The organism is Chryseobacterium sp. ERMR1:04, from assembly GCF_001297705.1.
In the GTDB taxonomy this organism is placed as follows: Bacteria; Bacteroidota; Bacteroidia; order Flavobacteriales; family Weeksellaceae; genus Chryseobacterium.
Map to the genome: position 1 here is coordinate 427675 of NZ_LIRF01000003.1, position 25641 is coordinate 453315.

The 25641-nt window shown below is 33.9% G+C and carries 24 protein-coding genes; 10 read left to right on the plus strand and 14 right to left on the minus strand.

What is annotated here, in order from left to right; genetic code table 11:
* Window positions 1-50 precede the first annotated feature (50 nt).
* From AMQ68_RS02080 to AMQ68_RS02095, 4 genes are all read left to right on the plus strand, one after another.
* Window positions 51-1007 carry a nitrilase family protein gene (locus AMQ68_RS02080; RefSeq protein WP_054508971.1) on the plus strand — a complete coding sequence of 319 codons (957 nt, stop codon included), beginning with the start codon at window positions 51-53 and terminating at the stop codon, window positions 1005-1007.
* Window positions 1008-1086: 79 nt separating this feature from the next.
* Entirely contained in the window at window positions 1087-1695 is a 609-nt protein-coding gene (locus AMQ68_RS02085) for a Crp/Fnr family transcriptional regulator (protein WP_054508972.1), read from the plus strand.
* Window positions 1696-1787: 92 nt separating this feature from the next.
* Complete coding sequence (locus AMQ68_RS02090) at window positions 1788-2432, plus strand: NADPH-dependent F420 reductase (protein ID WP_054508973.1); 645 nt, start codon at window positions 1788-1790, stop codon at window positions 2430-2432.
* A gap of 49 nt (window positions 2433-2481) precedes the next feature.
* Complete coding sequence (locus AMQ68_RS02095) at window positions 2482-3132, plus strand: hypothetical protein (protein ID WP_054508974.1); 651 nt, start codon at window positions 2482-2484, stop codon at window positions 3130-3132.
* Window positions 3133-3214: 82 nt separating this feature from the next.
* Here AMQ68_RS02095 and AMQ68_RS02100 read toward each other — a convergent pair whose 3' ends face one another.
* The 4 genes from AMQ68_RS02100 to AMQ68_RS02115 form a co-directional block, all read right to left on the minus strand.
* Window positions 3215-3568, minus strand: a complete 354-nt coding sequence (locus AMQ68_RS02100; protein ID WP_054508975.1) for a rhodanese-like domain-containing protein — start codon at window positions 3566-3568, stop codon at window positions 3215-3217.
* Window positions 3565-3867 carry a DUF3817 domain-containing protein gene (locus tag AMQ68_RS02105; protein WP_054508976.1) on the minus strand — a complete coding sequence of 101 codons (303 nt, stop codon included), beginning with the start codon at window positions 3865-3867 and terminating at the stop codon, window positions 3565-3567. Before AMQ68_RS02105 ends, AMQ68_RS02100 begins: the two co-directional genes overlap by 4 nt.
* 2 nt (window positions 3868-3869) lie before the next feature.
* The gene (locus AMQ68_RS02110; protein WP_241775025.1) at window positions 3870-4307 is read right to left on the minus strand and encodes a hypothetical protein; all 438 of its coding nucleotides are present in this window, start codon (window positions 4305-4307) and stop codon (window positions 3870-3872) included.
* 89 nt (window positions 4308-4396) lie between these two features.
* The gene (locus AMQ68_RS02115) at window positions 4397-4987 is read right to left on the minus strand and encodes a TetR/AcrR family transcriptional regulator (protein ID WP_054508978.1); all 591 of its coding nucleotides are present in this window, start codon (window positions 4985-4987) and stop codon (window positions 4397-4399) included.
* A gap of 413 nt (window positions 4988-5400) precedes the next feature.
* On the opposite strand from AMQ68_RS02115, the gene AMQ68_RS02120 reads away from it, so the two are divergent.
* The 4 genes from AMQ68_RS02120 (at window position 5401) to AMQ68_RS02135 (ending at window position 12054) form a co-directional block, all read left to right on the plus strand.
* On the plus strand, window positions 5401-6603 hold the full coding sequence (locus AMQ68_RS02120) for an MFS transporter (RefSeq protein WP_241775076.1): 1203 nt from the start codon (window positions 5401-5403) through the stop codon (window positions 6601-6603).
* 522 nt (window positions 6604-7125) lie between these two features.
* Window positions 7126-8616 (plus strand): tellurite resistance TerB C-terminal domain-containing protein, encoded by a 1491-nt coding sequence (locus AMQ68_RS02125; protein WP_054508980.1) that lies wholly within the window; start codon window positions 7126-7128, stop codon window positions 8614-8616.
* Window positions 8609-9925 carry an ATP-binding protein gene (locus tag AMQ68_RS02130; RefSeq protein ID WP_054508981.1) on the plus strand — a complete coding sequence of 439 codons (1317 nt, stop codon included), beginning with the start codon at window positions 8609-8611 and terminating at the stop codon, window positions 9923-9925. Before AMQ68_RS02125 ends, AMQ68_RS02130 begins: the two co-directional genes overlap by 8 nt.
* Window positions 9922-12054, plus strand: coding sequence for a DEAD/DEAH box helicase (locus AMQ68_RS02135; RefSeq protein ID WP_054508982.1), 2133 nt, complete (start codon window positions 9922-9924; stop codon window positions 12052-12054). The genes AMQ68_RS02130 and AMQ68_RS02135 overlap by 4 nt, the downstream gene beginning before the upstream one ends.
* Before the next feature lie 115 nt (window positions 12055-12169).
* Here AMQ68_RS02135 and AMQ68_RS02140 read toward each other — a convergent pair whose 3' ends face one another.
* Window positions 12170-12607 (minus strand): DUF296 domain-containing protein, encoded by a 438-nt coding sequence (locus AMQ68_RS02140; protein WP_054509988.1) that lies wholly within the window; start codon window positions 12605-12607, stop codon window positions 12170-12172.
* Window positions 12608-13288: 681 nt separating this feature from the next.
* On the opposite strand from AMQ68_RS02140, the gene AMQ68_RS02145 reads away from it, so the two are divergent.
* A complete protein-coding gene (locus AMQ68_RS02145) occupies window positions 13289-13630 on the plus strand; it encodes a hypothetical protein (RefSeq protein WP_054508983.1) in 342 nt (113 codons plus the stop codon).
* Between the two features lie 14 nt (window positions 13631-13644).
* On the opposite strand, the gene AMQ68_RS02150 is transcribed toward AMQ68_RS02145, so the two are convergent.
* The 4 genes from AMQ68_RS02150 to AMQ68_RS02165 all read right to left on the minus strand — a co-directional run bounded on the left by AMQ68_RS02150 (window position 13645) and on the right by AMQ68_RS02165 (window position 17454).
* Window positions 13645-14376, minus strand: coding sequence for an MBL fold metallo-hydrolase (locus AMQ68_RS02150; protein WP_054508984.1), 732 nt, complete (start codon window positions 14374-14376; stop codon window positions 13645-13647).
* 287 nt (window positions 14377-14663) lie between these two features.
* On the minus strand, window positions 14664-15551 hold the full coding sequence (locus tag AMQ68_RS02155; RefSeq protein ID WP_369678616.1) for an NAD(P)-dependent oxidoreductase: 888 nt from the start codon (window positions 15549-15551) through the stop codon (window positions 14664-14666).
* Window positions 15533-16375 carry an aldo/keto reductase gene (locus tag AMQ68_RS02160; RefSeq protein WP_054508986.1) on the minus strand — a complete coding sequence of 281 codons (843 nt, stop codon included), beginning with the start codon at window positions 16373-16375 and terminating at the stop codon, window positions 15533-15535. The genes AMQ68_RS02155 and AMQ68_RS02160 overlap by 19 nt, the downstream gene beginning before the upstream one ends.
* Before the next feature lie 95 nt (window positions 16376-16470).
* On the minus strand, window positions 16471-17454 hold the full coding sequence (locus AMQ68_RS02165) for an aldo/keto reductase (protein ID WP_054508987.1): 984 nt from the start codon (window positions 17452-17454) through the stop codon (window positions 16471-16473).
* Between the two features lie 138 nt (window positions 17455-17592).
* Here AMQ68_RS02165 and AMQ68_RS02170 point away from each other — a divergent pair, with 138 nt between their 5' ends.
* Complete coding sequence (locus AMQ68_RS02170; RefSeq protein ID WP_054508988.1) at window positions 17593-18432, plus strand: AraC family transcriptional regulator; 840 nt, start codon at window positions 17593-17595, stop codon at window positions 18430-18432.
* Between the two features lie 346 nt (window positions 18433-18778).
* Here AMQ68_RS02170 and AMQ68_RS02175 read toward each other — a convergent pair whose 3' ends face one another.
* The 5 genes from AMQ68_RS02175 to AMQ68_RS02190 form a co-directional block, all read right to left on the minus strand.
* A complete protein-coding gene (locus tag AMQ68_RS02175) occupies window positions 18779-19990 on the minus strand; it encodes a Ca2+-dependent phosphoinositide-specific phospholipase C (RefSeq protein WP_054508989.1) in 1212 nt (403 codons plus the stop codon).
* 15 nt (window positions 19991-20005) lie between these two features.
* Window positions 20006-21133 carry a TonB-dependent receptor gene (locus tag AMQ68_RS25465; RefSeq protein ID WP_241775026.1) on the minus strand — a complete coding sequence of 376 codons (1128 nt, stop codon included), beginning with the start codon at window positions 21131-21133 and terminating at the stop codon, window positions 20006-20008.
* A gap of 28 nt (window positions 21134-21161) precedes the next feature.
* Window positions 21162-22874 carry a carboxypeptidase-like regulatory domain-containing protein gene (locus AMQ68_RS25470; RefSeq protein ID WP_241775027.1) on the minus strand — a complete coding sequence of 571 codons (1713 nt, stop codon included), beginning with the start codon at window positions 22872-22874 and terminating at the stop codon, window positions 21162-21164.
* Window positions 22875-23037: 163 nt separating this feature from the next.
* The gene (locus AMQ68_RS02185) at window positions 23038-24141 is read right to left on the minus strand and encodes a helix-turn-helix domain-containing protein (RefSeq protein WP_054508990.1); all 1104 of its coding nucleotides are present in this window, start codon (window positions 24139-24141) and stop codon (window positions 23038-23040) included.
* Between the two features lie 229 nt (window positions 24142-24370).
* A complete protein-coding gene (locus tag AMQ68_RS02190; protein ID WP_054508991.1) occupies window positions 24371-25267 on the minus strand; it encodes an AraC family transcriptional regulator in 897 nt (298 codons plus the stop codon).
* Window positions 25268-25641: the final 374 nt, after the last annotated feature.

A 25641-nucleotide genomic window follows, 5' to 3' on the forward strand; every position in this document is an offset into this window, starting at 1 on the left:
TTTTTACAATTTTTAGATTTGTAGTGATCATAGATTTGTAGAAAAAAAAGATGATTAATCTTACAATTTCAACAGCACAATTTGAAAATAAAAGCGGCGATAAAGCTTACAATCTTTCCATCATAGAAAAACTGGCGAAGGAAGCGGCTTCTAAAGGTTCTCATGTGATTGCTTTCCATGAATGTTCCATTACAGGTTATACATTTGCCAGAAAACTCAATAAAGAACAGCTTCTAGATGTTGCAGAGCCTATTCCGGACGGAAAAAGTATTCAAAAACTAAAAGAAATCGCAGAGAATTATAACATCACCATTTTAGCAGGTCTTTTTGAAAAAGATGAACATGATAATCTATTCAAAGCGTATGTCTGTGTAGATAAAACCGGATTGGTTGCGAAATACAGAAAATTACATCCGTTTATTAATCCTAATCTTACGCCGGGAAATGAATTTTGTGTATTTGAAATTCATGGCTGGAAGTGTGGCATTCTGATTTGCTACGACAATAATATTATCGAAAATGTAAGAGCTACAAAATTGCTGGGTGCAGATATTATTTTCATGCCTCATGTTACGATGTGTACGCCTTCCACAAGGCCGGGCGCAGGTTTTGTAGATCCAAAACTTTGGGAAAATAGAGTAGCAGACCCAACCTCTTTACGACTTGAATTCGACGGAATGAAAGGAAGAGACTGGCTAATGAAATGGTTACCTTCGAGAGCGTATGACAATGCTGCATATGTTGTGTTTTCAAATCCTATCGGAATGGATGACGATCAATTAAAAAATGGCTGTTCCATGATTATTGATCCTTTTGGTGACATCATTGCAGAATGTCGTTCGTTTGATGATAGCTTTGAAACCATCGCTATAACTCCTGAAAAATTGATCCAAGCTGGCGGATTTCGATATATTCAAGCTCGAAGACCTGAATTATATAAAGATATTATCGGTCAAGATCATCAATCTGAACAAAAAGTGGTTTGGATTGATGCTCAAAATAATTAAAAACCTCATACAAAAGCTATTCTAGATGTAGGATAGCTTATTTGTTTTTTGTCTTACATTTGTGACGCAAAATTTCACGATGAAAGAAAAAATTTTACAAACTTCGGTGGAGCCTCTGATTGATTATTTTAATCAGATTATTCCGTTGAATTCGGAAGAAAAAAAGCTTGTAACAGAACTTTTTAAATCAAGGTTATACCGCAAAAGACAGTATGTTTTGCAGGAAGGGGATGTTTGTAATCAATTCAATTTCATTGTTCGTGGATGTTTACGAATGTATAAAATTGATGAAAAAGGAAACACCCATATCATACAATTTGCTCCCGAAAACTGGTGGATGATTGACATTGGAAGTTTTCATAAGAGAAGTGCTTCAGAATTGAGTATAGATGCTATAGAAGATACCATGGTGTTGCAAATCACTCATGAAGATCTTATTAAATTATATATTTCAGCTCCAAAATTTGACCGTATTTTTAGGGTTTTAATAGAAAATAGTTTTGTTACCCTTCAGAATCGATTGCTTCAAAATATCAGTTCTACTGCGGAAGAACGCTATCTTTCTTTTATGGAAACCTATTCTCATTTATCCAATCGCCTTCCACAAACGCAAATCGCTTCTTTTTTAGGTATCACTCCCGAATTCCTGAGCAGATTGAGAAACAGGCTCGTAAAGTCAAAGTCTTAATCTAGATCAATACTATTTCTTGATGCAGTTTATTGGAAAGAAGCCTCTTTTCAACAGAAATTTGCAGTATAAATTAAATAAAAGAAATAGTTATGACATCAAATTCAAAAGTAGCCGTTATCGGTTTAGGAAACATCGGACAGGCAGTTGCAGGAAATTTTGCAACATCAAATACCAGTTTTATCGCCGCTGATAGAAGTTCAGAAAAGGCAAAAGAACTTGCTGAAAAATGGAACGCAAAACCCAATGATATCACAACCGCTGTAAAAGATGCAGATATTGTAATTCTAGCCATTCCATTTGAAACAATTGGAGGATTTTTAAAAGAATATTCAACAGATTTAGAAGGGAAAATTATTATTGATCCATCAAATCCTATTGCCCCTGATGAAAATGGAGGTTTCAAAAAAATTATAGGAGAAAATGAATCTGCGGGAGAAATTAATGCTTCTTATCTGCCTAAAGATGCAAAATTAGTTAAAGCATTTGGTACGTTAGGCGTAGCATCTTTATCAGGCTCTTCTCATCAAACTCCTGAAAAAGCTGTTTTGTTTTATGCCAATAATGATGAAACGATTGATGCTGAAATTGAAAAACTAATTCAGGAGAATGGTTTTGATGCTTTAAAAATAGGAGGGTTGGATCAATCCATCAGAATTGAGGTTTTTGGAGATCTTCATGAGTTTGGGGCATTAGGAAAAACCGTAACAATTGAAGAAGCAAAACAAAAAATTTAGACTGACGAGAGTTTTAATCATTATATTTTCTTTGATATCATTTTTTACTATGTCAGCACAAACCATACAATTCGAAAATAAGCAATTTGAAATTTCTAATGTTACATCTTCTGTTGTAGATTTTAAAGGCGAAAAAGTTTTGAAAATTGAAAGAGATTTAACTAAAATACCTTTCGATGTAAATCACCTCGAAAACACTGTAGATGAACCCACTTTTGTTAAGCTTAGCAATGAAAATATGGAAAATGGTATTATTGAGGTGAAAGTTTTAAGTCAAATTCAGAATCCTTCACCATTTGAATTTGCGCAAGGTTTTATAGGATTGGCATTTAATATTAATGATGATAATTCGGCTTTCGAAGCTGTTTATTTAAGACCTAAAGTGGGAAGATCTGAAGTTCAATTTCATAGAAATCACAGCGTACAATATTATGCATATCCTGATTTTAAATTTGAAAAATTAAGAAAAGAAGAATTTAAAGGTCAGTATGAAACTTACGCTGATGTAGGATTAAACGAATGGATAACTTTTCGATTGGAATTAAAAAATGAGAAAATATTTCTTTATATCAATAATCAAAAATTTCCATCTTTTATTGTAAATGAAAGAAAAGGAAAAATGAAATCGGGTAGTATTGGTTTATGGGTAGATATCGGAACAATAGGATATTTTAAGGATTTAAAAATAACTAAGAACTAAACCATATTGTAAAAACCCTTCAATATTTTAGTTTCTATACTTTGTTATATCGAAAGAGCTGTAAAAAACTCTTTCGATATTTTTATTTAAGACTTTTCTGTAAATCACTCCAGGCACCACCATTATAAACCTTTTTAAAGCCTTTTTCCTTCAAAATATGTTCAACTTTTACACTTCTAAGTCCGTGTGAACAGACGGTGATATAGGTTTTATTTGAATCCAGTTCTACATATCTTTCCCTTATCGTTCCTAAAGAAATATTCAAAGATCCATCAATATGTCCCATTGCATATTCTTTCTCTGTTCTTACATCTAAAATAACGGCTCCGTTTTTAATCAGCTTATCTAAGCCATTCTCTAATGTCTGGTATCTGTAGACACGGTAAACAACATAAACGGTAAGAATAATTCCGCAAAAAATTAATATGTTTTTCATAGTTTGCTTAATATTTTATGATCAATATAAAAGGTTCCAAACGGAATAAAACACGCTAAAAGTACTTTCCAGGTTGTTTCTTTAAACTTCCAATGTTGCTCTACACCTACACTTAATGTATTGAAAAGAAAAAGGAGAAATAAGGTACCGTGGATAGGGCCCATCATTTTTACTAAAGCAGGATTTTCCATTCCGTATTTTAATGGAACTGCGATGAATACTAAGGTTAATAAAGAGATTCCTTCCAAAATAGCAAGAATTCTTAATCGTCCGATCTTTGTTTTAAATAAATCTATCATAATTATCTGAAATAAGGTCTGTTAGCAAGAGGTGAGAATGGCCACGGAATGGCAATGAAAATAATGATTAGGGCAATCGTATACCAGATTAACATCGTTTTAAATTTTTCTTTGTCCGTTGTTTTTCTTTTTGTTAATGCCGATCCGATGGTGATTAAGACGATAGAAAATAGCATCATAAAAATATGGATTAATCCGAAAAATAAGAGATCAATAGATTCTTTGGCAGTACTGAAGTTGTTCCAAAAGTATTTTACAATCGGGCTTTGAGAATATAAAGTGATTCCCAAAATTAATTGTACGTGGGCGATTGTTGCCGTCCAATGTCTTACCGAATCGTCTGTTTTTGAAAATTTCTTGTGAGAAAAATACCCTTTGTAAGCGATAAATAGGGAATAAATAAGGCTTAATAAAACCAGCCAACGAAATATAGAATGCAAAAAAGTAAGCGTTTGGTACATCTTTTCATTTTTAGATGCAGCAAAGGTAAAATAAAAACATACTAATTGGTATGTTTTTTAATAAAAAATTATCTTAACGAATTAAAATAAGATGTAAGTTGTTTTAAATAAACAAGATATATTGATTTTGAGTTTTCTAATTTCCCCAGATTTCTAATTCCCCAATATCCGGACATCACAAAAATGGCCACTCCTTTTGCATTAACATCCGGTTGTACTTTTCCGTTTTTCTTTCCTTTTTCTATAGCTTCAATCATTGCATTTTCCCATTCTGAAGAAAGCTTGTTCAGTGCTTTGGTAAACTCAATATTCCATGGTGCCATTTCCTGTGTAAAATTGGAAGTGGGGCAGCCGTATTCAACCTTTAAAAATTCATTGTCCATCAGAATATTTTCCATTAGATTATAAATGGTGTCTAACGGATTTTCCGAAAGCTTAAAAGGATCAATAAAAGTATCCTGAAAGGAAGATCTCATCAGTTCATTGATGATCGCCAAGCCCATCTCATCTTTAGTTTTAAAATGATAATAGAACGCCCCTTTTGTAACCTGAGTGGTCGCAATGATCTCATCTACACTGGTCGTCTGATAGCCTTTTTCATAGATCAATTCAAACGCTTTTCGTAGAATATTTAAACGGGTTGCTTCCGATTTCTTCATAAGATACTAACTGGTATTTTATACAAAGGAACAACTTTTTTGATGAACTCTCTCAAAGCTTTTGTTTGAAAATGGTAAGGGTAGAAAGTTTTTAATTTTATCTAATACTTTTCAGATAAACTTAGGTATAATTTGCAATAAAAGTTTCGACTCCGCTCAACCTGACAATACTAATACTATCCGCTGTTTTATCAACTGTCAGGCTGAGCGGAGTCGAAACCTCCTATAAATATCTATAATTTAATTGATGTTTTAGAAACGTACCCAACTTCTAGCTAGAATTAAATCTATCTATTATTTTAATGATAACTAACTACTATTTATCTAATTTTTATAATACAATAAATCCTCGGAAATTTGTAGTGTTAAAATCATTAAAAATAAATACAATGAATTATCAAAATGAGATCAACATGAATCCTGATCGTCCCATCATAAAAAAGAAAAAATTGCCTGCAGCCCTTTGGGCATTAACGATAAGCGCTTTCGGAATCGGAACAACGGAGTTTGTTATTGTAGGACTTCTCCCAACCGTTGCCAGTGATCTGAATATTTCCATTCCATCAGCCGGACTGTTGGTCAGTTTATATGCCATCGGGGTTGCGATTGGCGCTCCTATATTAACAGCTTTAACAGGAAAAGTACCCCGAAAAGCTTTATTAATCGCCATTATGATACTATTTGTTATTGGAAACGGCTTAGCTTCTATTGCTCCTGGGTTTATCACTTTGGTATTGGCAAGAATCTTAACAGGTTTTGCACACGGGGTTTATTTTTCTATCGGATCTACGATTGCCGCTTCTCTGGTTCCTGAGGAAAAAAGGGCTACCGCAATCTCCATTATGTTTGCAGGATTAACGTTGGCGATTGTAACCGGTGTTCCGTTGGGAACTTTTATCGGACAACATTTTGGATGGAGAGCCACTTTTATCGGAGTAGCCATTTTAGGAATAATCGGGTTAATAGCAAGTATAATTTTGATTCCGAAAAATTTACAGAAAGGAAAAACGGCATCTTTAAAACAACAGTTGAAAGTATTAACCAACAGACGTTTAATTTTTGCTTTCCTAATGACTGCGATGGGATATGGTGGGACTTTTGTGGTATTCACGTATTTATCGCCTATTTTACAGGAGATTACAGGGTTTAAAGAATCAGTGGTAACCATTATTTTATTGATTTACGGAATTGCGATTGCTTTAGGAAATTTAATCGGTGGAAAAGTAGCCAATAAGAATCCATTGAAAGTACTGCTTTGGATGTTTGCAGCACAAGGCTTGGTTTTATTGACGTTTTATTTCACGGTAAACAGTCCGGTTTTGAGTATTATTACGCTTTTCTTTTTGGGAGCATTATCGTTTGCTACGGTTCCGGGATTACAACTTTTGGTGGTTCAGATCGCTGAAAAAGAATTGCCGGGCACAGAAGATGTAGCTTCAGGAATCAATATTGCGGCGTTTAATATTGGGATCGCGATTGGTTCTTATTCAGGAGGTTTGATTGTAACTTCAGCATTAGGAATAGAAAGTACCCCATGGATTGGAGCTTTATTCCTTTTGGTAACTGTTTTAATTACGATGTATAGCATCCGTATTTCTAAAAATAGATTGAAGTAAATAATTAAATAAATTGCAAAAGACCATTCATTTTGAGTGGTCTTTTTTTGCTTTAAATATTGAACCTGTTTAAACTAATTAAAAATTTAACCGCAGAAGAATCAAAAGCTATCGTTGATTTATTGGTTATTGAGAAAGCAAAAGTATACAAAAGAATAATATTTCGACTCCGCTCAATATGCAAAGATTTTTAAAAACTTATGTGCTCTTATTTGTAGCCTAATACTCAGCTTAAAGTCACTAATATGTTAATCTTTTGTCACTTTTGCGGTTAAAATAAAAGTTTAAACAAGTTGATCTTCATGTTACGGAAAACCGTAAATAATTTTTTTCAATTGTTTATACATTTGAATGAATATATTTTTATATTAGTCTATTGATTCTTGATCAATACAAGCAAAAACTAGTATAGCCATAACTCAATTTTATTTAAAATGACCAATTTTGAAAATTACAATACTATAACCAGCATTACAGGAAATAAAAATAATTTTTGCCACTAAACTTTCAAACACAGATATTATGCTAAGCAATAATTCGTCTTTTACCAATAGTGAAGACGACTCTATTATTGATGTTTCAGGAAATACCGATACTCCGATTAATTTTGGAGCTGAAATGATATTGCCAATCATTCAGGAAAATATTCATTCTATTCCTGCCCAACAATACAATCCTGATGATTGGAAAATTGGAAAAAAATATACCCAAAAACTCAATCTTTCGGAAGAGCAGATTACCCTTCTCAATACCTTAAGATTTGGAGATAACGTTTTTAATGAAATTGAATATTGCAGGATTCAGATTCTGAAACAGCTTTTAAGAGCCGTTGAATATCTTAAAAACCATTGTATTCCGGTGAATAAATCGTATCCGACAGTTATTGATGAGCTATCGGAAATTATTGTAGCACTGCAATACAACTACAGAAAAGAAAGCATGAATTATAAATATACCTATGAGTCTGTGCAAGGTGAAATTTATAATCATATTCTAAAATTATGCGAAAATAATATACGGGAAGTCTACGGAATTAAAAGAAAAGTCAATACCGATTTCACATATACGCATCAGGATATTCTCCATCAGTTTAATCGAAAAATAGTCTCTAAATTAGATCTTTTTTTACTTGAAAATCAAGGTCAGATTCTGGATGCAGATGCTAAAACCAATATCATTCTCAATGAAAATAATACCAATCGCTGGAAAGATAAATTCGAGATCATCAAACAGGATTACACCAATCCCATTGCTTTTGAAAGGGAGATTTTCAGATTGGCGGATGTAAATATAAAAAATCCATCGGCTGATATGATCTATTTCGAAGCCTCGAAATTCATCTCTGAACACCATAAAACTTGTGCGTTAAGACTGTATATTCATTACTTAGATAAAGATTTAAACTCACCGAAATTCGATAATAAACAGCTCACAAAAACCATTCAGAAGAATTTATTTTCAACGAATGAGCAACTTGTGGATTTCGAGAAGATCATGAGTGAATTTGTTTCCCATCGAAATCTGGAATCCTCCATTGAAAAGGTGAATCTATTATACGAACCCAAAAGGAAAAAAATCATCATCAACAGAGAAGCAATTGAAAATGTTCAGAAGCTGGACTCGGAAGTAAGTAAAATATTAGGCGATCTTTTAAGCGATGAGTTGGAAACAGAAAATATTTTTATCCAATCAGAAGAAACAGAAAACACCCAAGAAATAACTTTTAACATCACCCGTGAACATCCGGAACTTCAAAAATCAAAATATATTGAGGAACTTCATCTGACAGATATTCAGAAGAAAATATTAGACCTGTTCGAAAGACAGAGTTTTAATATTCTGCAAAGCGAATTTTCAGATTTTATTAAAACTAAAAACCTGTTTATGGGATCAACCATTGAATCCATTAATGATACCTGTTTTGAAATCCTTGATGATATTCTGATTGAAGAAGAAGATGAATACTTTACTATTAATACCAATTATTACCAAAAACTTTTAAACAATGATTGACAATATAAAACCTAAAGAAGCCACCTCTATTATCAACTCTCTGGTAAGCGGTGTCGTACCCAAAATAGGAGTGCAGCATATTACCGTAGGAAGATCCGAAGAAGTAAATGCATGTATTGGTTCTTTAGAAGACGTGAAAAATGGACACAGCTTAGTGAAATTCTGGATCGGAGATTTCGGTAGCGGAAAATCTTTTATGCTTCATTTGCTCAATACCGTAGCGTTAAAACAGAAATTTGTGGTTGCCAATGCAGATTTTACACCTGATAACAGGCTGTATTCCAACGATGGAAAAAGTGTGATTCTATATTCTGCCATCATGGATAATATTGCGATTCAGACAAAACCAGAAGGAGGCGCATTGCAGACTTTATTGGAAAAATGGATTGAGCAGGTGATTGCTAAAACTGCCGAAGAAAATACGATTCCGCTTTCTGAAATTAGAAATGAACAGTATTTAAATCTGATTCAACATTCAATTATGAAAACCGTTAATGAGATCACCGAAGTTGGTGGTTTTGATTTCGGATATGTGATTGTAAAATACTACGAAGGCTACATTAAAAATGATGAGCTATTGCGCAGAAATGCCCTAAAATGGCTAAAAGGAGAATACAAAACGAAAACAGAAGCCAAACAAGATCTTGGCGCTCGAGAGATCATTAATGATTCCAATTATTACGATATGCTTAAAAACTTCTGTAAGCTATTTGTGAGCATGGGATACAGCGGTTTTATGATCAATTTGGATGAAGCCATCAATCTGTATAAAATTTCTACGGCTGCAGCGAGAGATAAAAATTACGAAAAAATATTATCGATTTACAACGATTGTTTTCAGGGGAAAATTTCAAATCTATTCATCAATTTTGCAGGAACTAAAGAGTTTTTGGAGAATGAAAGGAGAGGGCTTTTTAGTTATCAGGCTTTAAAATCCAGGCTGGAAACCAATAAATTTGAAACCCTGGAGATAAGAGATTTTGCACAACCCGTGATTAAATTAACACCTTTAGATCACAATGAAATTTTTGTCCTTCTGAAAAAATTAAAGCTAATTTTTGATTTGAATTATAAAACGGAACTCAGTATTTCAGACGATGAGATTTCAGCTTTTATGGAAGAGATGTTCAACAAACCGGGTGCCTCAGAATTTCTAACGCCAAGGGAAGTGATTCGTGATTTCTTAAATATTCTGAATATCATCAGGCAAAATCCAGAAGTGGATAAAAGAAGACTTTTCGGAGATATTGAAATTTCAGACGAAAGACCAAGTGATCTGGTAGCCTTAGATAGCATTGAAGAATTATGAGTTCATTCAACTTACTTTCAGAGCCGATAAGAAAATACATCAGAGATAAAAAATGGGAGAGCTTACGGCCTATTCAGGAGGCTGCTATCCAAAAAATAATTTCTACGGATCATAATTATGTACTGATATCAAGAACAGCTTCGGGTAAAACTGAGGCTGCTTTTCTGCCTATTTTGTCTAAAGTCAATTTCAAGGAACAAGGCGTAAAAGTTCTTTATATTTCGCCGTTGATTGCTTTGATTAATGACCAGTTTCGCCGTGTTGAAGAGCTTTGTGAATATCTTGATGTTTCCGTGACCAAATGGCATGGCGAAGCCAGTAAAGGACAAAAAGACAAGTTGATAAAAGATCCGAACGGCATCGTACTCATTACTCCGGAATCTATTGAAGCGATGTTTGTGAATAAACCTTACAACGTGCATCATTTATTTTCTTCATTGGAGTATGTCGTTATTGATGAAATTCATTCTTTTTTAGGTTCGGATCGAGGTATTCAGCTTAAATCTTTACTCAACCGTTTGCAGAGCATTAATAAAAATAAATTCAGTATTGTAGGACTTTCTGCTACGGTGAGTGATGCCAATAAATATGTTGAATTAAAAGAATTTCTGGGAAATACGGGGAACACAAAGATCATTAGAGATATTACTCCTAAGCCCATCAATGCTGTCTTTAAATACTTTCAGGCAAGTTCATCAGAGCTTCCATTAGCGTTGTTAAAAGATCTGTATGTTCGGACCAGAGAAAGCAAAGTTCTGGTTTTTCCGAATGCCAGAGGAAGAGTAGAGGAAGTGGCGGTTAAACTTAAAAAGATTTCAGATCAGGTAGGAGGCCATCCCAATTATTTCTCTCACCATTCATCGGTTGATAAAGAAGTTCGGGAATATGTAGAATTTTTCGCAAAAAATCAATCTCACCAAAATTTTTGCATTTCCTGTACATCAACCTTAGAATTGGGAATTGATATTGGAAATGTAGATGAAGTTGTTCAAATTGATGCCACCCACAGCATTGCATCCCTTATTCAAAGAGTTGGAAGAAGCGGAAGGCGAGAAGGTAAAGAAAGTAATTTGTTTTTATACGCCACCGATCCTTGGAGTTTACTGCAATCTTTGGCATGCTGGCTTTTGTATAAAGAACAGTATATAGAACCCATTGCTGTCAACAAAAAGCCTTACGATGTGTTGGTTCATCAGCTTTTATCCATTGTAAAAGGAATTTCCGGAATTATTTTAACGGATCTTTTAGAACAACTGAAAAATAATACTACTTTTTCGAATATAGAAACGGAGGAAATAAAAGACATTATTCTTCATCTTACTGCTATCGACTTTCTTGAAAAATTAGGCAATGAATTTATTATCGGTATTGAAGGTGAAAAAGTAGTTAACAATAAAGATTTCTACACTCTTTTTAAATCAGATACCCTTTTTAAAGTTTCAAATAAAGGAATTAAAATTGGTGAATTGCCATTCTCATCTCAGTTGATACATGATCAGAATGTTTTTTTATCTGCAAAGATTTGGAAAATTATAGATATTGATTTTAAAGCAAAAAAAATAGAAGTGACTCCTGCGAATGATGGTAAAAAGCCGTTGTTTGGTGGTGATGGAACTGATGTAGCGCTTAAAATAAGAGAAAAAATGTTGGAAATTCTCCTTTCAAAAGAAACGTTTGAGTTTTTAGATGAGATTGGGCAAGAAGTGATTAATGAACTCCGTACAGAGTTTTATCCTTACGAAATTACTGATGTTAAAACGCAAAGACCTTTATTATCAAGCAACTATCATCTTACATTGTATTCGTTTACAAGTTCAAGAATCAACAGAACTTTAAGCTTTATTATGGATACGATAAATATTGATCATCATCTGGACAAAAAAAATATTTCATTTGAGATCATCCATTATTCAGCCTCTGCTTTTATATCTATTTTAAATGAGTTAAGCAGCGTCAATGTAGATCAGGCTTTAAGTGAATTAATAGAGCGTAATCCCGGGATTTTAGACTTTTCAAAATGGGGGCATTATTTACCGATAAAATATCAGATAGAATTATTAAAAACCAATTATTTTGATTTTGAAGGGTGTACTACCTACTTACAAAATCTAAAGATTGTAGAAAACTAATGTATACCTGTTGTGCATTTTGGGAGTCAAATTAAAACACCAAATCCTTGTTTATCCTTGCGGTGATAAGACAATACAAAGGTGTTTTTAAACAAAGTGTCAAAATGCACAACCATTAATTAAAACCAAAAAACTCACTTTTGAATTCAATGATTTTAGTTTCTAAGGGGTAAAAAAAGAATTCATTATCCCCAACTATTCTGGCATCCAAAAGGTGGCCAACCAAATTCGTGTGGTTTTCCCGCTCTAAAGTAGTTTCAAGATGGAATATCGGGATGCCATCCATCTCAGAAAGCGTACCAAAGATCTCTGATAAACGTATTTTGGCGTCAAATTTTATATGAAATTTTCTTTTCGTTGAAGGATTGAAAAAACTTAAAATGGCTTCGTTTACATTTCCTAGTCCTTTTATTTTTCCGTGTTTAATCTTCTGGTCGACCACAAAATCTGTTAAGCCCTCCATGATGTTTGAAAAATCTTTTAAGCATACGACATACGTGTTTTCTATTTTCCTGGCGGTCCATAAATTACCTTCAATGAATTTTAAATCCATACAATTAAATGGTTTGATAGTTTTTATATTTTTTTTCAATATTCTCAATCTTCCTTTTTTCATCTATAGAATCAAACACCATTGAGCTCACTATCAAAAAATAAAGAAATAATAATTTTCATCAATTTATATAAAAAGCAATACCACATCAGTACCACAAATCTTCATTTTCGCTTTTTACAGAGTAAAAAATAAAAAAAATGAAAACATTGATTAAGGTCATAAAAAGGAAATATATCAACCTTATATATTTGACCATAGATAATTAAAATGAAATTGTTTTCATAAAACTTGATGAAAAAGAGTTAAAATAGACCTTCTAAACAATTACGTGGTATGTATGTGGTATTTTAATTTAAGAAAATTTTAATCATTTTTCTTTCTTTGCCTACTACAAAATAGTACCGCAGTCACATTGTTAGAATAATTTTAATCACAAATGCAAAAATAGAGAAAATTAAGTCAAGAAAAAGAAAAACAACTTTATTTTATAAATAGAGTAGGATTCTAAAAGAAACATTGTTAATAAAACTTCAGCATCTAATTTATTGTTTCTAATTACTGTCATAAGTAAAATAAACACCGGAAAGAATAGTAGAAAATGAAGAACCCAACGCTGACGCTGACCATTAAAATAAAAATAGCAGCAACAGAAAGTACCGTAGAGATGAGAAAATTATTATGAAAAACGAAAAACCTGAATTGAATTTAGAAGATTTAAACCAAAAATTTTTAGCCCAAGATGAAATTATTGCACTCGCTAAAGAAAACTCACCCCGTTTGCTGAATAAATTCAGATTGGCTTACCCTGATTTTTTCGACAAAATATCTGTGATACAGTCCAATCTTAAAAATTCAGAACTTATTTTTTGTATTTATTTAAAACTAAACCTTACAACCAAAGAAATTGCTACGTATACGTATGTAACCCCAAAGGCAATTCAGAACAGAAAAAACAGAATAAGAAAAAAGTTGAATATCCCGTCAACTCTTGATATTTATAAATGGTTTAATGATATTTAAACCATTTTTTTAGTTTAAAATTCTACAATGGCTTTATCTAAATCGTGGTAAAGCAAAACTTTCCAATGGTTTTCTATGGCTTCTTTTTCCCATTTCTGTCTCAATTCCATTGCTTTTCTTCCGTCAAAATCACTTTTATAAGCAACATGGTATTTAAGATAAGATTCCTGTGGAAGATCATCTGCTCCATAAAAGGCCGTTTCCCCGTTTTCTTTGATCCAAAAAACCTGCATAAACGGAGTATGACCACCAACAACTTCAAAAGAAATTTCATCCGTTATTTGCCCTTGATCATCGTTCATCCAAACAATATTGGGCAATTGAATCAGTTTTTCCAGGATATCAAAATCAAAAGAAGGATTGCCTTTATTTTCCATTGCAAAATCAAGCTCGCGCTTTTGAATGTAAATTTCTGCATTGGGATAGCTAGCCTCATCACCGCTTTCCGTATTTTTTATAATGCCGTCAATATGATCTTTATGAAGATGCGAAAGCAAAATTTTAGTGATCTGATCAGGGGTAATGTTTTCCCGATCAAAAATTTCAGAAATAACGTTTTTCCCCGCTTCATTCTCCCATCCGATACCGGTATCTAAAAGAATACAGTCATTTTCCGTAATAATAAGAAAAGGTTGAATAGACATTTTTATTCCTTTAACAGCATCCCTGTTTTCTTCTGTTAAAAGAGTAAAGTCTTTGGTTTTACTCGCCGAAAAATTTCCTTCTTTTAGTGGTACGATCTTCATATTGCAAATTTCCTGATAAATAACCAATCTTGAAAACGTTTTTTTTCGATACAAATCATCGGCAAAACCGATGATTTAAACAATTGAATTTTCTTTGTATTGTTCATTAAGAAGGCTTCGACTCCGCTCCTGACATTGCTAATACTATTCCAAATATTATCCACTGTCAGGCAGAGCGGAGTCGAAGCCTTTGTGATAACTACATCCAGATTCCTACAGAAAAATAATGATTTCTCTCGCTAATAATAACTGTAAAAAAAAGATATCGTCTTTAAATTTTTTCTAATTTATTGTTTCAAATAATTGATGATTCCTATCACATCATCTTTTCCGAAACCTGCATCATGAGCAGATTGGTAAGTTTCTATCAACGTTTTAGATAAAGGAAAATCTGCTCCGGCATCTTTTGCTAAGAGAATGTCTTTTAACATCAAATCTAAAGCAAATGCAGGCGCATAAGTATCATTGATCAACAATGGGGTTTTTATTTTGGTAGCACCGCTTCCGCTAGCACTTTCATTGATGATATCGAGCATATCTTTACGTTCAATTCCTAATTTGTCTGACAGTAAAATAGTTTCTGCCAGCCCCTGATAAATTGTGGAGATGAAATAATTAATAGACAGTTTCGCCGCAATTCCTTTTCCGTTTTCACCGAGATGCTTGATCTCTTTTCCTAATTTCTGAAAATAAGGTTCTGCACGTTGGAGATCTTTTTCATTGCCTCCTACCATAATGATCAGTGTTCCGTCAGCTGCAGGTTTTGTACTTCCGGCAACAGGCGCGTCTATAAATGAAGCTTCTTTGATGATAACTGCGGCGGCTAATTTCTTGCTGGTTTCAGGAGAAATCGTACTCATATCGATGAATAGTTTTCCTTGAATATCCAGGGTCAAAACTTCTTCATAGACTGCTTTCACAGCATCATCATTGGTCAACATCGTGAAAATAACATCACTGTTTTTAACCAGTTCTGTTACGGTAGTAAAAACGGTAGATTTTTCTTTGAAATCCTCCGCTTTTTCAATCGTTCTATTGTAAACGGATAATGGAAATCCTGCTTTTTCTAAATTTTTAGCCATCGGAAATCCCATGTTTCCCAATCCTATAAATCCTATTTTTTCGATACTCATTTTGTTTGTTTTTTTAATTTTAATTAAACAATATCCGGCCAGTTATTGGGTAATTCTCCACTGAAACCCATTTCCGGAATTTCATTGATCTGTTTGATTTCTTCAAGGCTTAATTCAAAATCAAAGATATTGATATTATCTTCAATTCTTTCGGGGGTAGTAGATTTCGGGATGGTAATCGTATCATGTTCAATACACCATCTCAAACAGATTTGAGAAACCGATTTATTGTGTTTTTCGGCAATAGATTTTAGTAATTCATTATCAAAAACTTTCCCTCTTGCCAATGGAGACCAAGCTTCGACAACAATTCCTTTGTCTTGAGAAAATTGGGTAACCTCAGGCTGCCAATATCCCGGGTGAAATTCTATCTGATTGATAGATGGCGTAACGTTGGCTGTCTTTGCTAAAGCCTCCAAATGCTCCTGCCAAAAATTGCTTACCCCGATGGATTTAATTTTTCCTTCTGCCTGAAGTTCTTCCATCGCACGCCAGGTTTCCGCATTTACTTCCTGCCAGTTGTCAAAATTCTTTTCGTTTGCGGGCCAATGGATCAGATACAGATCAATATAGTCCAAATCTAATTTTTGAAGTGATTCTTCAAATGCTTTTTTAGTGTTTTCATAGCCTAGATTGTCTCGCCAAACTTTGGTGGTTACAAAAATCTCTTCACGCGGAATTCCACTTTCTTTAATTCCTTTTCCTACCGCTGATTCGTTTTCATATCTGGCTGCGGTATCCAGCAATCTGTATCCTTTTTGTAAGGCTAATTTTACAGATGCAATACCTTCTTCCTCGGTTGCTTTATAGGTTCCAAAACCTATGGAGGGTAAGGTAAGTCCGTCGTTAAGGGTAATATATTTCATTATAATGTATTGTTTGTATTAAATACATTACAAAGGCTTTATACAACGATTTGTTTGTGCCTTTGCAATATATTTTTATTATTTAAAATCAATGGTTAAAAAGCATTCACCAGATCATCGATGGTTTTCAATTCTTCTGTGCTTAATTTGATGTTGATTGCTTCCGCATTTTGAACCGCCTGCTCTGCATTTCTAGCTCCGGCCAATGCAATCGTAATTCCTGGTCTTTCGATGGTCCAACGTAAAACTAACTGACCTAAACTTGCATGATGCGCTTCTGCAATCGGTTTTATTTTAGCTAAAAGAACATTGGTTTTCTCAATAAATTCAGGTTTGAAATGCGCCAGATTGGCTCTATGGTCTCCTTCTTTAAATTTATAATCCGAATGAATTTTCCCTGTCAATAATCCTCTTTCTAATGGACTGTATGCCAAAATAGATTTGTTATTTTTAATACAATAAGGAACGGTTTCTGCTTCAATACCTCGGTTTACCATGCTGAACGGAATTTGATTTGAAACTAAATTCAACGTTTTTTCGGCTTCTGCCATTTGTGCAGCGTTGTAGTTACAAACTCCTGCATGAAGTACTTTTCCTTGTTCGATCAACTTTGAAACGGCTTCAAAAGTTTCATCAATAGGCGTGGTAGAATCCGGCCAGTGAATTTGATACAGATCAATATAATCTGTTCCCAATCTCTTTAAACTCTGCTCACATTCATAGATGATGCTTTCTTTTCCTGCATATTTGTAAACATCGATTGCGTCTCCGTTATTTTTAAAGCTGTTCATCGCAAAATCACCTTTTGCAAGATCCCAACGCATTCCAAATTTGGTTAAGATCTGAACTTTATCTCTTGAAAACCCTTTGATGGCTTCCCCAACAATTTCTTCACTCACTCCCTGCCCATAAATAGGCGCTGTATCAATGGAAGTTACTCCAACTTCATACGATGCTTTGATGGCCTCAATGGCTTCGTTTCTGTCTGTGCTTCCCCACATCCAACCTCCGGCAGCCCAAGCTCCAAAAGTGATTGCTGAAACTTCTAAATCGCTGTTTCCTAATTTTCTGTATTCCATCTATTTTTTATCTAATGATTAAAAGAAATTAATCTTAAAAGTACTATTTTAAGATCTCTATAAAGTCTTATACAAATTTTGGCAAAAAAAATCAATTTTAGCTTGTAGAAATCGTTTAACATGTTGTAATTTTAAGAGATGAAACGAAAACAGTTTGAACCTTTAGAAATAGATACTTTTGAAACTTCTGTCTTTCCATTTCCCAAACACAGCCATACGTATTATGAAATGATCTATATTTTCAAAGGCTGCGGAAATCATCATATCAACCAAATTGTGATTCCTTACAAAGCGGGAGACCTATATTTGATCTCTCCCGATGATGAACACTACTTTGATGTCAAGAAATCAACCAGGTTTTGCTTTATCAAGTTCAACGACAGTTATTTTGAAAGCAATAAGCATCTTTCTCCCGATAATCTGACGACGGCGTCGCCAACGGACATTATGCGAAACCCTTTGCTGAAGGAAGAAAAACTGATCTTTGATGAGCCTTGCAAAACGATCTTAAGAAAGACGGTTGAAAATATTATCGAATACAATAGTTTTTGTAAAGTTTCGGATTCACCCATTATCTTTTTTCAGGTTTTGTCTTTGTTTGGATTAATTCGTGAAGCTTCCGCTAAATTCTTAAAAGTGAATCTAGATCATGCTGCACTGAGAAAAGATGATTTAATCTCCTATATTCATCAAAATATTTACCATCCTGAAAAGATTAGAATAGGCATTATTTCAGATCATTTTAATATCTCCAATACCTATTTTGGGGCTTATTTTAAACGAAATTTTGATGTTTCCTACCGAAAATACGTTACCGATTATAAGCTGAAATTAATTGAAAGAAGAATAGAATCCGGACAAATGACGATGAAGCAAATTGCGTATGAATTCGGATTTACAGATGAAAGCCATTTAACGAATTACTTTAAAAAACAAACCAGTATAAGCCCGACGGATTATAAATTTCAGTTGGTTTAATTTTTCATAGTTGGCTTTTCGTAAAGGTGCAAGGATTTGATTTCTTCTGGAATGTAGAATAAGCATTAAAATTCATTTTTAAACGCAAAGTTTTAATATGAAAATGTGTCATTTTTAGGAAGCAAAGAAATGCGACAAAGTCGCTGATGAAGGCTGCTTCTTAAGAATCAATTATATTGATTCCTTTCTTTGCTCCCTTAAATAAGGAGAATTAAAAATAAATCTTTGCGTTAAAAAAGTCAATGTTTTTTTTGGTGAGGAATTGAGAGGTTCAGAGTTCTATTTTAATTGAAACATTAAAAGTCCCAAACAATTACGTTCAGGACTTTTGAATACCATTTTCAACCTATTTTTTCTTACAGTTTTTGGGAGAATTCGCAGGATTACATCTTGCCGTTTCACCTCCGGGAAGTGTTACAAAATAATCTGTTCCGTACGTATTTCCTTTTTTGAAGAAATCGGTGGAAACAATTTGAGCTCCGCTACTAAAGGCTGCTTTTTCCCTTGTTCTGTCGTTCACCTTTGCTTCGTACGTTTCTATATCCGATCGGGTTCTTACCAAATATCCTTCTTTTACCGACTTCTGAATTTCATTCTGTCTTACAATCGCATTATCATACAATATAAAAGCGGAATAATCTTTTCCGGGGGTAGATTCTATAAACATCATTCTTCCTTTAAGACTTGGATGTTCTGCCAGGTAAGGAGATTCATTATTGCTGATTCCTGCGCTGGACGGCAAGAGGATAAATACAAACTTTCCTTTTGCATCATTCACTGTTGGCCAATTGTTATGAAGAACAGCTTCGTTTAACGTTTTATATTTTCCTTTAACATCATCAGGCGTAATGATCTTTTCTCTTCCCAAGACAGCAAGTACTTCCTGATCCAGATCATCAAATGCTTTTTTATCAAATTTCAAGACTTCTGCGGAATTGGGTAAAATTGGCATTCCTGAATCTTTAGCTTCAATTTGAATGAAGATCGGAATGTGATCAGGGTTTTTATCAGACCAATCTTTTAAAGCCTGAAGTGCCTTCTTTAAAGTCGTGTAGTGGGTTCTGAAATCAATATCTGCAATATGCATTACTTTAAAACCTGGTTTATCCAGATCTTCCGTAGAAAAAGGAGCAAGGTCTGTTACGCCTTGTTTTTTCAACATTTCATACGCTGCGGGTTTGTTGAATCTGTTTCCTGTAGGATCGTAATACACATCTATTTCGAGATTTCTTAAGCCTGCATTCAGTTGTTCATTAAAATCGGGGTGATTGTAGTTCAGGGCTTCGGAGAAATCTAATCCGTTCGGGTGATATTCCTGAAATTTTTCTTTTTCGGATGGCGACATGTTGTCAAAAAAAGAATTCTTGAACTTTTCCATGATGCCTGTTGCTAGTTTAATCACTTTCGGATCTACAGGTTTCGCATAGCTGTTGTGGGTTCCCAAGACCTGAATCTGATTGATCTTTAAGTCTTTCGGATAAGCGCTGAATTCTTTTTTATGTTGGCCTATAGCCATAGCTGATAGCAATCCGAAGGTGGATAGTATTATTTTTTTCATGTTGAAATATTTAAATTAAAAGTTGAATGAAACTCCCATTTGTCCACGGAAGCCTGTATAGGAAACACTTTCTGTTCTTGCCTGTTCTCCGTGATAAAACCTGTTGGGTTCGTTTAAAAGATTATTAAGTTCTACAAACAATCTTACTTTTTTTGAAAGAGCATATGAAGCTGTAGTATCGAGGGTAAAGTTTTTATCAAACCACTGATAATGTTCTGGCCCTGCCAAAGAACGGATGGCATTCAGGTATTTTCCTTTATAATTTCCGGCAAGTCGTATCATGAATTTATCTGTTTCATAAAAAATACTTACGTTGAAAATATGTTTGGCCTGTTTAGGTAGAGTAGTCTCAATTTTCTCTAATACGATTCCGTTCTGATATACGGGAATTTCTGTTTTTGAATCTACAAAAGTATAGTTCCCTTCCAATCCGAAATGTTGCAATATGCCCGGCAATTCTGTAAAACGTTTACTGAAATTAGCTTCCAGCCCAAACAACCAGCCTCCTTCTAAATTACTGGGCGAAATTTTAAGATAGGTAAGTCCGTTTCGCTGTTCCGTTGTTTGATCCTGATAAATGATATTGCTCAATCTTTTATAGAAACTTCCGACAGAGATAATTCCTAAATTAGAAAAATACTTTTCAAACATCAAATCAAAACTATTAGCGTAAGTCGGCTTTAAACCTGCGTTTCCTTCTGTAATTGTTTGAAGTGCATCGTTGATCTGTAACCCGGGATTGAGATCGCTAAAATCCGGTCTTGCAAATGATCGGGTATAAGAAGCTCTGAAAATTGTATTATCATCCAGATTATACTTCATATTCACCATAGGTAAGAAAGCGTTGTACTTGTTTTCCTTTTGTACAGGTTCTGCTGTTGCCGTATTTCCTTGCTGTACCACACGGTTTCCTTTGAAATTGGTAACGTTATATTCATTTCTGAAACCTCCAATCACCGTAAATTTTTCAGTAAGTCTGAAATTTCCCATCAAATAAGCAGAATACACATTTTCCTTTCCTGAATAAGAGGAAGCCAGATTACTTGCTGTATTTGCTCCCTGCACATTAGTCATCGTATGATTGGCCATGAAATCAGGGTTGTACATTTGATCGATCTGACCGTTGGTGATTTGATTGATCAACACATTATTGTAAGGATTCCCTAAAGGATTAAGGATTCCCTAAAGGATTAAGAAATCCACCGTTGTACGGAAAATCCACGGTCTGTAGCTGATTGAGATATACCAAAGGCGCAGCTCCCGGAATTCCCAATAGTTTGGAAGGCATCCATGCATACACACTTGACGTGAAAGTTTTATCTTTATTAATGAGCTTTCCTCCCGCTTTTAAATTGATATTATCATTCAATTTATAATTAAAGTTGAATTGCGCTCTGTAATCTCTTTCGCTGTTTTTATTTCGGCTGATAATGTTTTGATATAAATACAGTTTAGAAGCATCTAAATTATTAAGATTATGGGGTAAGACAACATCAGAAGCATCTCCGACACCGTCGGGAGAATCCATTGCTAGATATTTCAGTCCGTCACTTGAAAGATTTCCATAGGTCATATCCTGCCTGAAAAGGACAATAGGATAGCCTCTTTCATCTTTGCTTACATTTTTAGGGGAATTAAATTCAAAGCTTGATTTTGAATTCACTAAAGACCAATCCAGTTTTAATTTATCCGATAATTTGTGTTCACCTCCAACATCAAAAGAGTAGAGATCTGTAATGTAATCTGCATGTCTGGCCTGTAGCTGAACATTTTTTGTATTAAAATTAAAATAAGATTCTCTTACCGTCTGCTGATCAAGGTACTGACTGTATAATCCTTTGAAATAAAGCTTATTGTTTTTATTGATCTGATAATCCAGCGCGCCATTGAACCCTAAGGTTCTTCTTTGCGCAATATAATCTCTTAATTGTAGTTGATTGATTGCAAAAGATTTTGTCTTGTCTTTATTGTTGAAATCATATACCATCTGGAAATTATCAATTCCGGTATCTCGATTCCATATCACCGCAGACGTGATGAATTTTAATTTATCGGTGATCTTATTTCCATAGACTACCGATGCATTATAGCTCGGCGATTGAGATTGATTAACATAACCTCCTGCTAGATTTACCGAAAAGGTTTCTTTATTTACTGCCGTTTTGGTAATAAAATCAATAGTTCCTCCGATGGCATCTCCATCCATGTCGGGAGTTAAGGTCTTAGATAATTTTACATACTGGATTAATTCTGAAGGGAAAATATCCATTTGCAATCCTCTGTTAGCATTATCTCCACTGGCGCTGGGCATTCTGTTTCCGTTAAGCGTAGATGAGCTCCATTGAATAGGTGTTCCTCGTACGGCAGCAAATCTACCTTCGCCCATATCTCTTTCGATGGTTACGGCGGGTAATCTTTGGATCGCTTCTGCGGCATTTCGATCCGGTAATTTTCCAATTGCATCTGACGCGAGCACATCAGAAATATTTTCAGAATTCTTTTTAATATTTAAGGCTCTGGCTTGGGAAGGTTTATAAGCAGAAGTAATGGTAACGCCTTCAATACTCTTTACTTTTTCTCTGTTTTCTAAGACAATAACTCCTACATCAGCTATTTTCGGATTTGCAGAAGCTTCAATAACAATCGTTTTATCAGCATATCCTTCATAGGTTACGATAATAGACGTATATCCTTCAGGAACGGTAATGTTAAAATTCCCTTGATTGTCTGTGAGAACAAAAGTTTTGTTGTCATTCGTTAGAACTTTCGCCTGAGGAAGTCTTCCTTGTGAATCTTCCACTTTTCCGCTTACCTGAATCTGGGCATAAGATTGTATGGAAGCAAAGAAAAGGGCAACAGCCAAAGTCGATGTTAGTTTTTTCATTTTTACAGGTACAGTTTGATTTGCTGCAAAACTATTCCGACTTTCATTTTTAAAAGTTCATTTAGATTGAGATGAACTTATTTCCATGAATTGAACTTTTAATTAATTGATAAACAGTGTTTTGGCTTGTTTTAATTATTTGTTAACAGATTACTGTTCAATACTAAATCTGTGGGGTTATTAGTTTTTCTTCAAGTATTTTTTTTCGGTAATCATTAGGATTTACTCCAGTTTCCTGTTTGAAATATTTATAAAAAGTAGCCTTCGATCTGAATCCGCATTGGTAATACAATTCACTGATTTGGAGATCAGGTTTTTGATTGATTTGTTCAATAAATTCTTCGATTCGGTATTTATTGATAAGATCGTAGAAAGTGGTTTCAAGACCTTCAGAAATACATTGAGACAGATGATTCTTAGAAATATGGATCATGTTCGAAATATCTTCCAAGTTTAAATCTTCTTTCGTGTATATTTTTTTGTTTTTTAAAAGCTCGATCAATCGGTTATTGGTATTTGTGATATAGTCTTTACTCAGGACAGACGTTTTGTACTTTGTATTTTTTTTAGCATCGATTATGATATCAAGAGCTTCAACAACAACCATGTTTTCATTTTTTTTCTGAATATGGAGAGGTTGTCTTTCTATTTGATTTAATCTGATCAAAAAAGCAAACTGAATAAAAAAGGAGAGGGTGTAAATGGTTCTCAATAGTTCTTTATCTAGAAGTTTTGCATAATGACAAATAGCATATAAGATCACTAAAGAAAGAACGAAACCTATAAACTTGATAAACAGTTTTTGAAATGCATTTTCACGATCTCTATGCCTAATCTGTGCAATCAAAGTCGCAATCAGGTAACCCGCCCAGTACAACGGATACAGTTTAAAGATCCATAAATAAAACTGATGAAAACTCTGAGATTCCGAGCCTATAAAAAGAACAATAATATTACAGATAAAGACTACGAAAAAAAGGACAAAATGGAGATACTGTTTCCAAGTATTGGTGTGTTGAAGTAAATATCTGCCCGCTAAAAACAAAAGCGGACCTTTTAGAAGTCTGAAGCTTGACGGATATTGGTCTATCAGAAAAGTGCTTTTATTCCCAAAACTAAAAATAAAGTATTCGCAAAGGAAATCTAATGTGATGGTTACAATATAAAGAATTAAAAAAATATTCTTCTTGGAATTATCTCTTTTAATTAAAAAAAAGGAGAGTATGGCTTCTAAAATTACCGCTAAGAAAGCACCAGAAATTTCCATAATTGATCAATAAAATTTTGCAGAAAAGTAGTCTTTTCCAACAAGAATTTATTGAATAATGAATTACGATTTTGTTAAATATATCTTGATTTATACTTGTATTTTGAATTGTTGGTTTTTTGCAAAGGCGCAAAGTTTTATAAAAAAATACTGTTGGTAAGGCGCAAGGATTTTATCGCAGATAAAATTGACTGTGATCCGTTCACTTTGTCATTCTCTAAGAAGTTAATCAATTCAAATTCCTGTATTCAATAGGAGACATCCCTACTTTCTGTTTAAAAAGGCGTGTAAAATGCTGAGGATATTTAAACCCTAAATGATAAGCAATCTGGCTAATCGACTGGTCAATGTCAAAAATTTTATCTTTCGCTACATCAATAACTTTTGTCTGGATATATTCCTGAGGCGAAATGCCTGTTTCTTTTTTAATAAGGTCTCCAAAATAATTAGCCGATAGATTGAGTTCTTCTGCGCACCAAGCCACAGAAGGTAAGCCGATTGTTTGTGGTTTATCGGAAGAGAAATATTCATTTAAAAGCGTTTCAAAACGTTCTACGATTCCTTTGTTGATGTTATCTCTTGTAATAAATTGACGGTCATAGAATCGGGTGCAATAATTAAGAAAAAGTTCTAAATTGGAAGCGATTAACGTTTTGCTGTGTTTATCAATGTTTTGCGCCAGCTCATCCTGAATTTTCTCAAAACAATCCATCACAATCTGTCTTTCTTTTTCTGAAAGGTGGAGAGCCTCATTAGATTCATAAGAAAAGAACGAATAATCCTGAATATGCTTTCCTAATAATGTACCTTTTATCAAATCGGAATGGAAGATCAAAGCCCAGCCTTTTGGTTCAAATTGAGTTACTTTGGGCTGTACTCCAATGACCTGCCCGGGAGAAATGAAAACTAAAGTTCCTTCCTGATAATCGTAGTAATCACGGCCATATTTCAATTCTCCACATTTTAATTCTTTCAGGAAAATTGCATAGACTCCAAAGTTCAACGTTTGGGCGGGCATTGCTGTTGCCTTAGACATATCAATAATACTAATCAAAGGATTAAGCGTTTCTACTCCTCTTAATTTATTATAGACATCTACGCTGTCAATTTTTGCGATCTTTTCCATTCTCTTCGTTTTGATGATACAAATTTACATATTATAAGACACTGATAATCATCCGAAAACCTCAATCAGTAATTTTGGTAACAAATACAGTAATCTGTATAAAGTCATCGTTGTTTTATCTTCTGAAATTTGCAAAGAGAGAAAAGGAATAGATGATTTATGATCAAGATTTTTTTTGTGGGAAATCGCAAAGGCGCAAAGATTTTAACCTTTACAATGTTTCAAGGCGCAAGAAAATCAAAGATTTTCGATTGGTAATCTTTTAATTTCCATAAAGTTTGTCATTCTGGAAGAATCTCGACAAAGTTTAGCAAGATAGTATTTTAATAAATGTATTTAGACTCTTCCAGAATGACAAAGTAAACGGATATATA

What these genes read in the sequence shown, in the direction of transcription:
- AMQ68_RS02185 (WP_054508990.1), bottom strand. Translation starts at nt 24,141, where the DNA reads ATGGAAATTTCTGGTGCTTTCTTAGCGGTAATTTTAGAAGCCATACTC.
- AMQ68_RS02080 (WP_054508971.1), top strand. Translation starts at nt 51, where the DNA reads ATGATTAATCTTACAATTTCAACAGCACAATTTGAAAATAAAAGCGGC.
- AMQ68_RS02085 (WP_054508972.1), top strand. Translation starts at nt 1,087, where the DNA reads ATGAAAGAAAAAATTTTACAAACTTCGGTGGAGCCTCTGATTGATTAT.
- AMQ68_RS02125 (WP_054508980.1), top strand. Translation starts at nt 7,126, where the DNA reads ATGCTAAGCAATAATTCGTCTTTTACCAATAGTGAAGACGACTCTATT.
- AMQ68_RS02165 (WP_054508987.1), bottom strand. Translation starts at nt 17,454, where the DNA reads ATGGAATACAGAAAATTAGGAAACAGCGATTTAGAAGTTTCAGCAATC.
- AMQ68_RS02100 (WP_054508975.1), bottom strand. Translation starts at nt 3,568, where the DNA reads ATGAAAAACATATTAATTTTTTGCGGAATTATTCTTACCGTTTATGTT.
- AMQ68_RS25470 (WP_241775027.1), bottom strand. Translation starts at nt 22,874, where the DNA reads ATGAAAAAACTAACATCGACTTTGGCTGTTGCCCTTTTCTTTGCTTCC.
- AMQ68_RS02135 (WP_054508982.1), top strand. Translation starts at nt 9,922, where the DNA reads ATGAGTTCATTCAACTTACTTTCAGAGCCGATAAGAAAATACATCAGA.
- AMQ68_RS02090 (WP_054508973.1), top strand. Translation starts at nt 1,788, where the DNA reads ATGACATCAAATTCAAAAGTAGCCGTTATCGGTTTAGGAAACATCGGA.
- AMQ68_RS02120 (WP_241775076.1), top strand. Translation starts at nt 5,401, where the DNA reads ATGAATCCTGATCGTCCCATCATAAAAAAGAAAAAATTGCCTGCAGCC.
- AMQ68_RS02170 (WP_054508988.1), top strand. Translation starts at nt 17,593, where the DNA reads ATGAAACGAAAACAGTTTGAACCTTTAGAAATAGATACTTTTGAAACT.
- AMQ68_RS02095 (WP_054508974.1), top strand. Translation starts at nt 2,482, where the DNA reads ATGTCAGCACAAACCATACAATTCGAAAATAAGCAATTTGAAATTTCT.
- AMQ68_RS02145 (WP_054508983.1), top strand. Translation starts at nt 13,289, where the DNA reads ATGAAAAACGAAAAACCTGAATTGAATTTAGAAGATTTAAACCAAAAA.
- AMQ68_RS02130 (WP_054508981.1), top strand. Translation starts at nt 8,609, where the DNA reads ATGATTGACAATATAAAACCTAAAGAAGCCACCTCTATTATCAACTCT.
- AMQ68_RS02115 (WP_054508978.1), bottom strand. Translation starts at nt 4,987, where the DNA reads ATGAAGAAATCGGAAGCAACCCGTTTAAATATTCTACGAAAAGCGTTT.
- AMQ68_RS02150 (WP_054508984.1), bottom strand. Translation starts at nt 14,376, where the DNA reads ATGAAGATCGTACCACTAAAAGAAGGAAATTTTTCGGCGAGTAAAACC.
- AMQ68_RS02175 (WP_054508989.1), bottom strand. Translation starts at nt 19,990, where the DNA reads ATGAAAAAAATAATACTATCCACCTTCGGATTGCTATCAGCTATGGCT.
- AMQ68_RS02160 (WP_054508986.1), bottom strand. Translation starts at nt 16,375, where the DNA reads ATGAAATATATTACCCTTAACGACGGACTTACCTTACCCTCCATAGGT.
- AMQ68_RS02105 (WP_054508976.1), bottom strand. Translation starts at nt 3,867, where the DNA reads ATGATAGATTTATTTAAAACAAAGATCGGACGATTAAGAATTCTTGCT.
- AMQ68_RS02140 (WP_054509988.1), bottom strand. Translation starts at nt 12,607, where the DNA reads ATGGATTTAAAATTCATTGAAGGTAATTTATGGACCGCCAGGAAAATA.
- AMQ68_RS02190 (WP_054508991.1), bottom strand. Translation starts at nt 25,267, where the DNA reads ATGGAAAAGATCGCAAAAATTGACAGCGTAGATGTCTATAATAAATTA.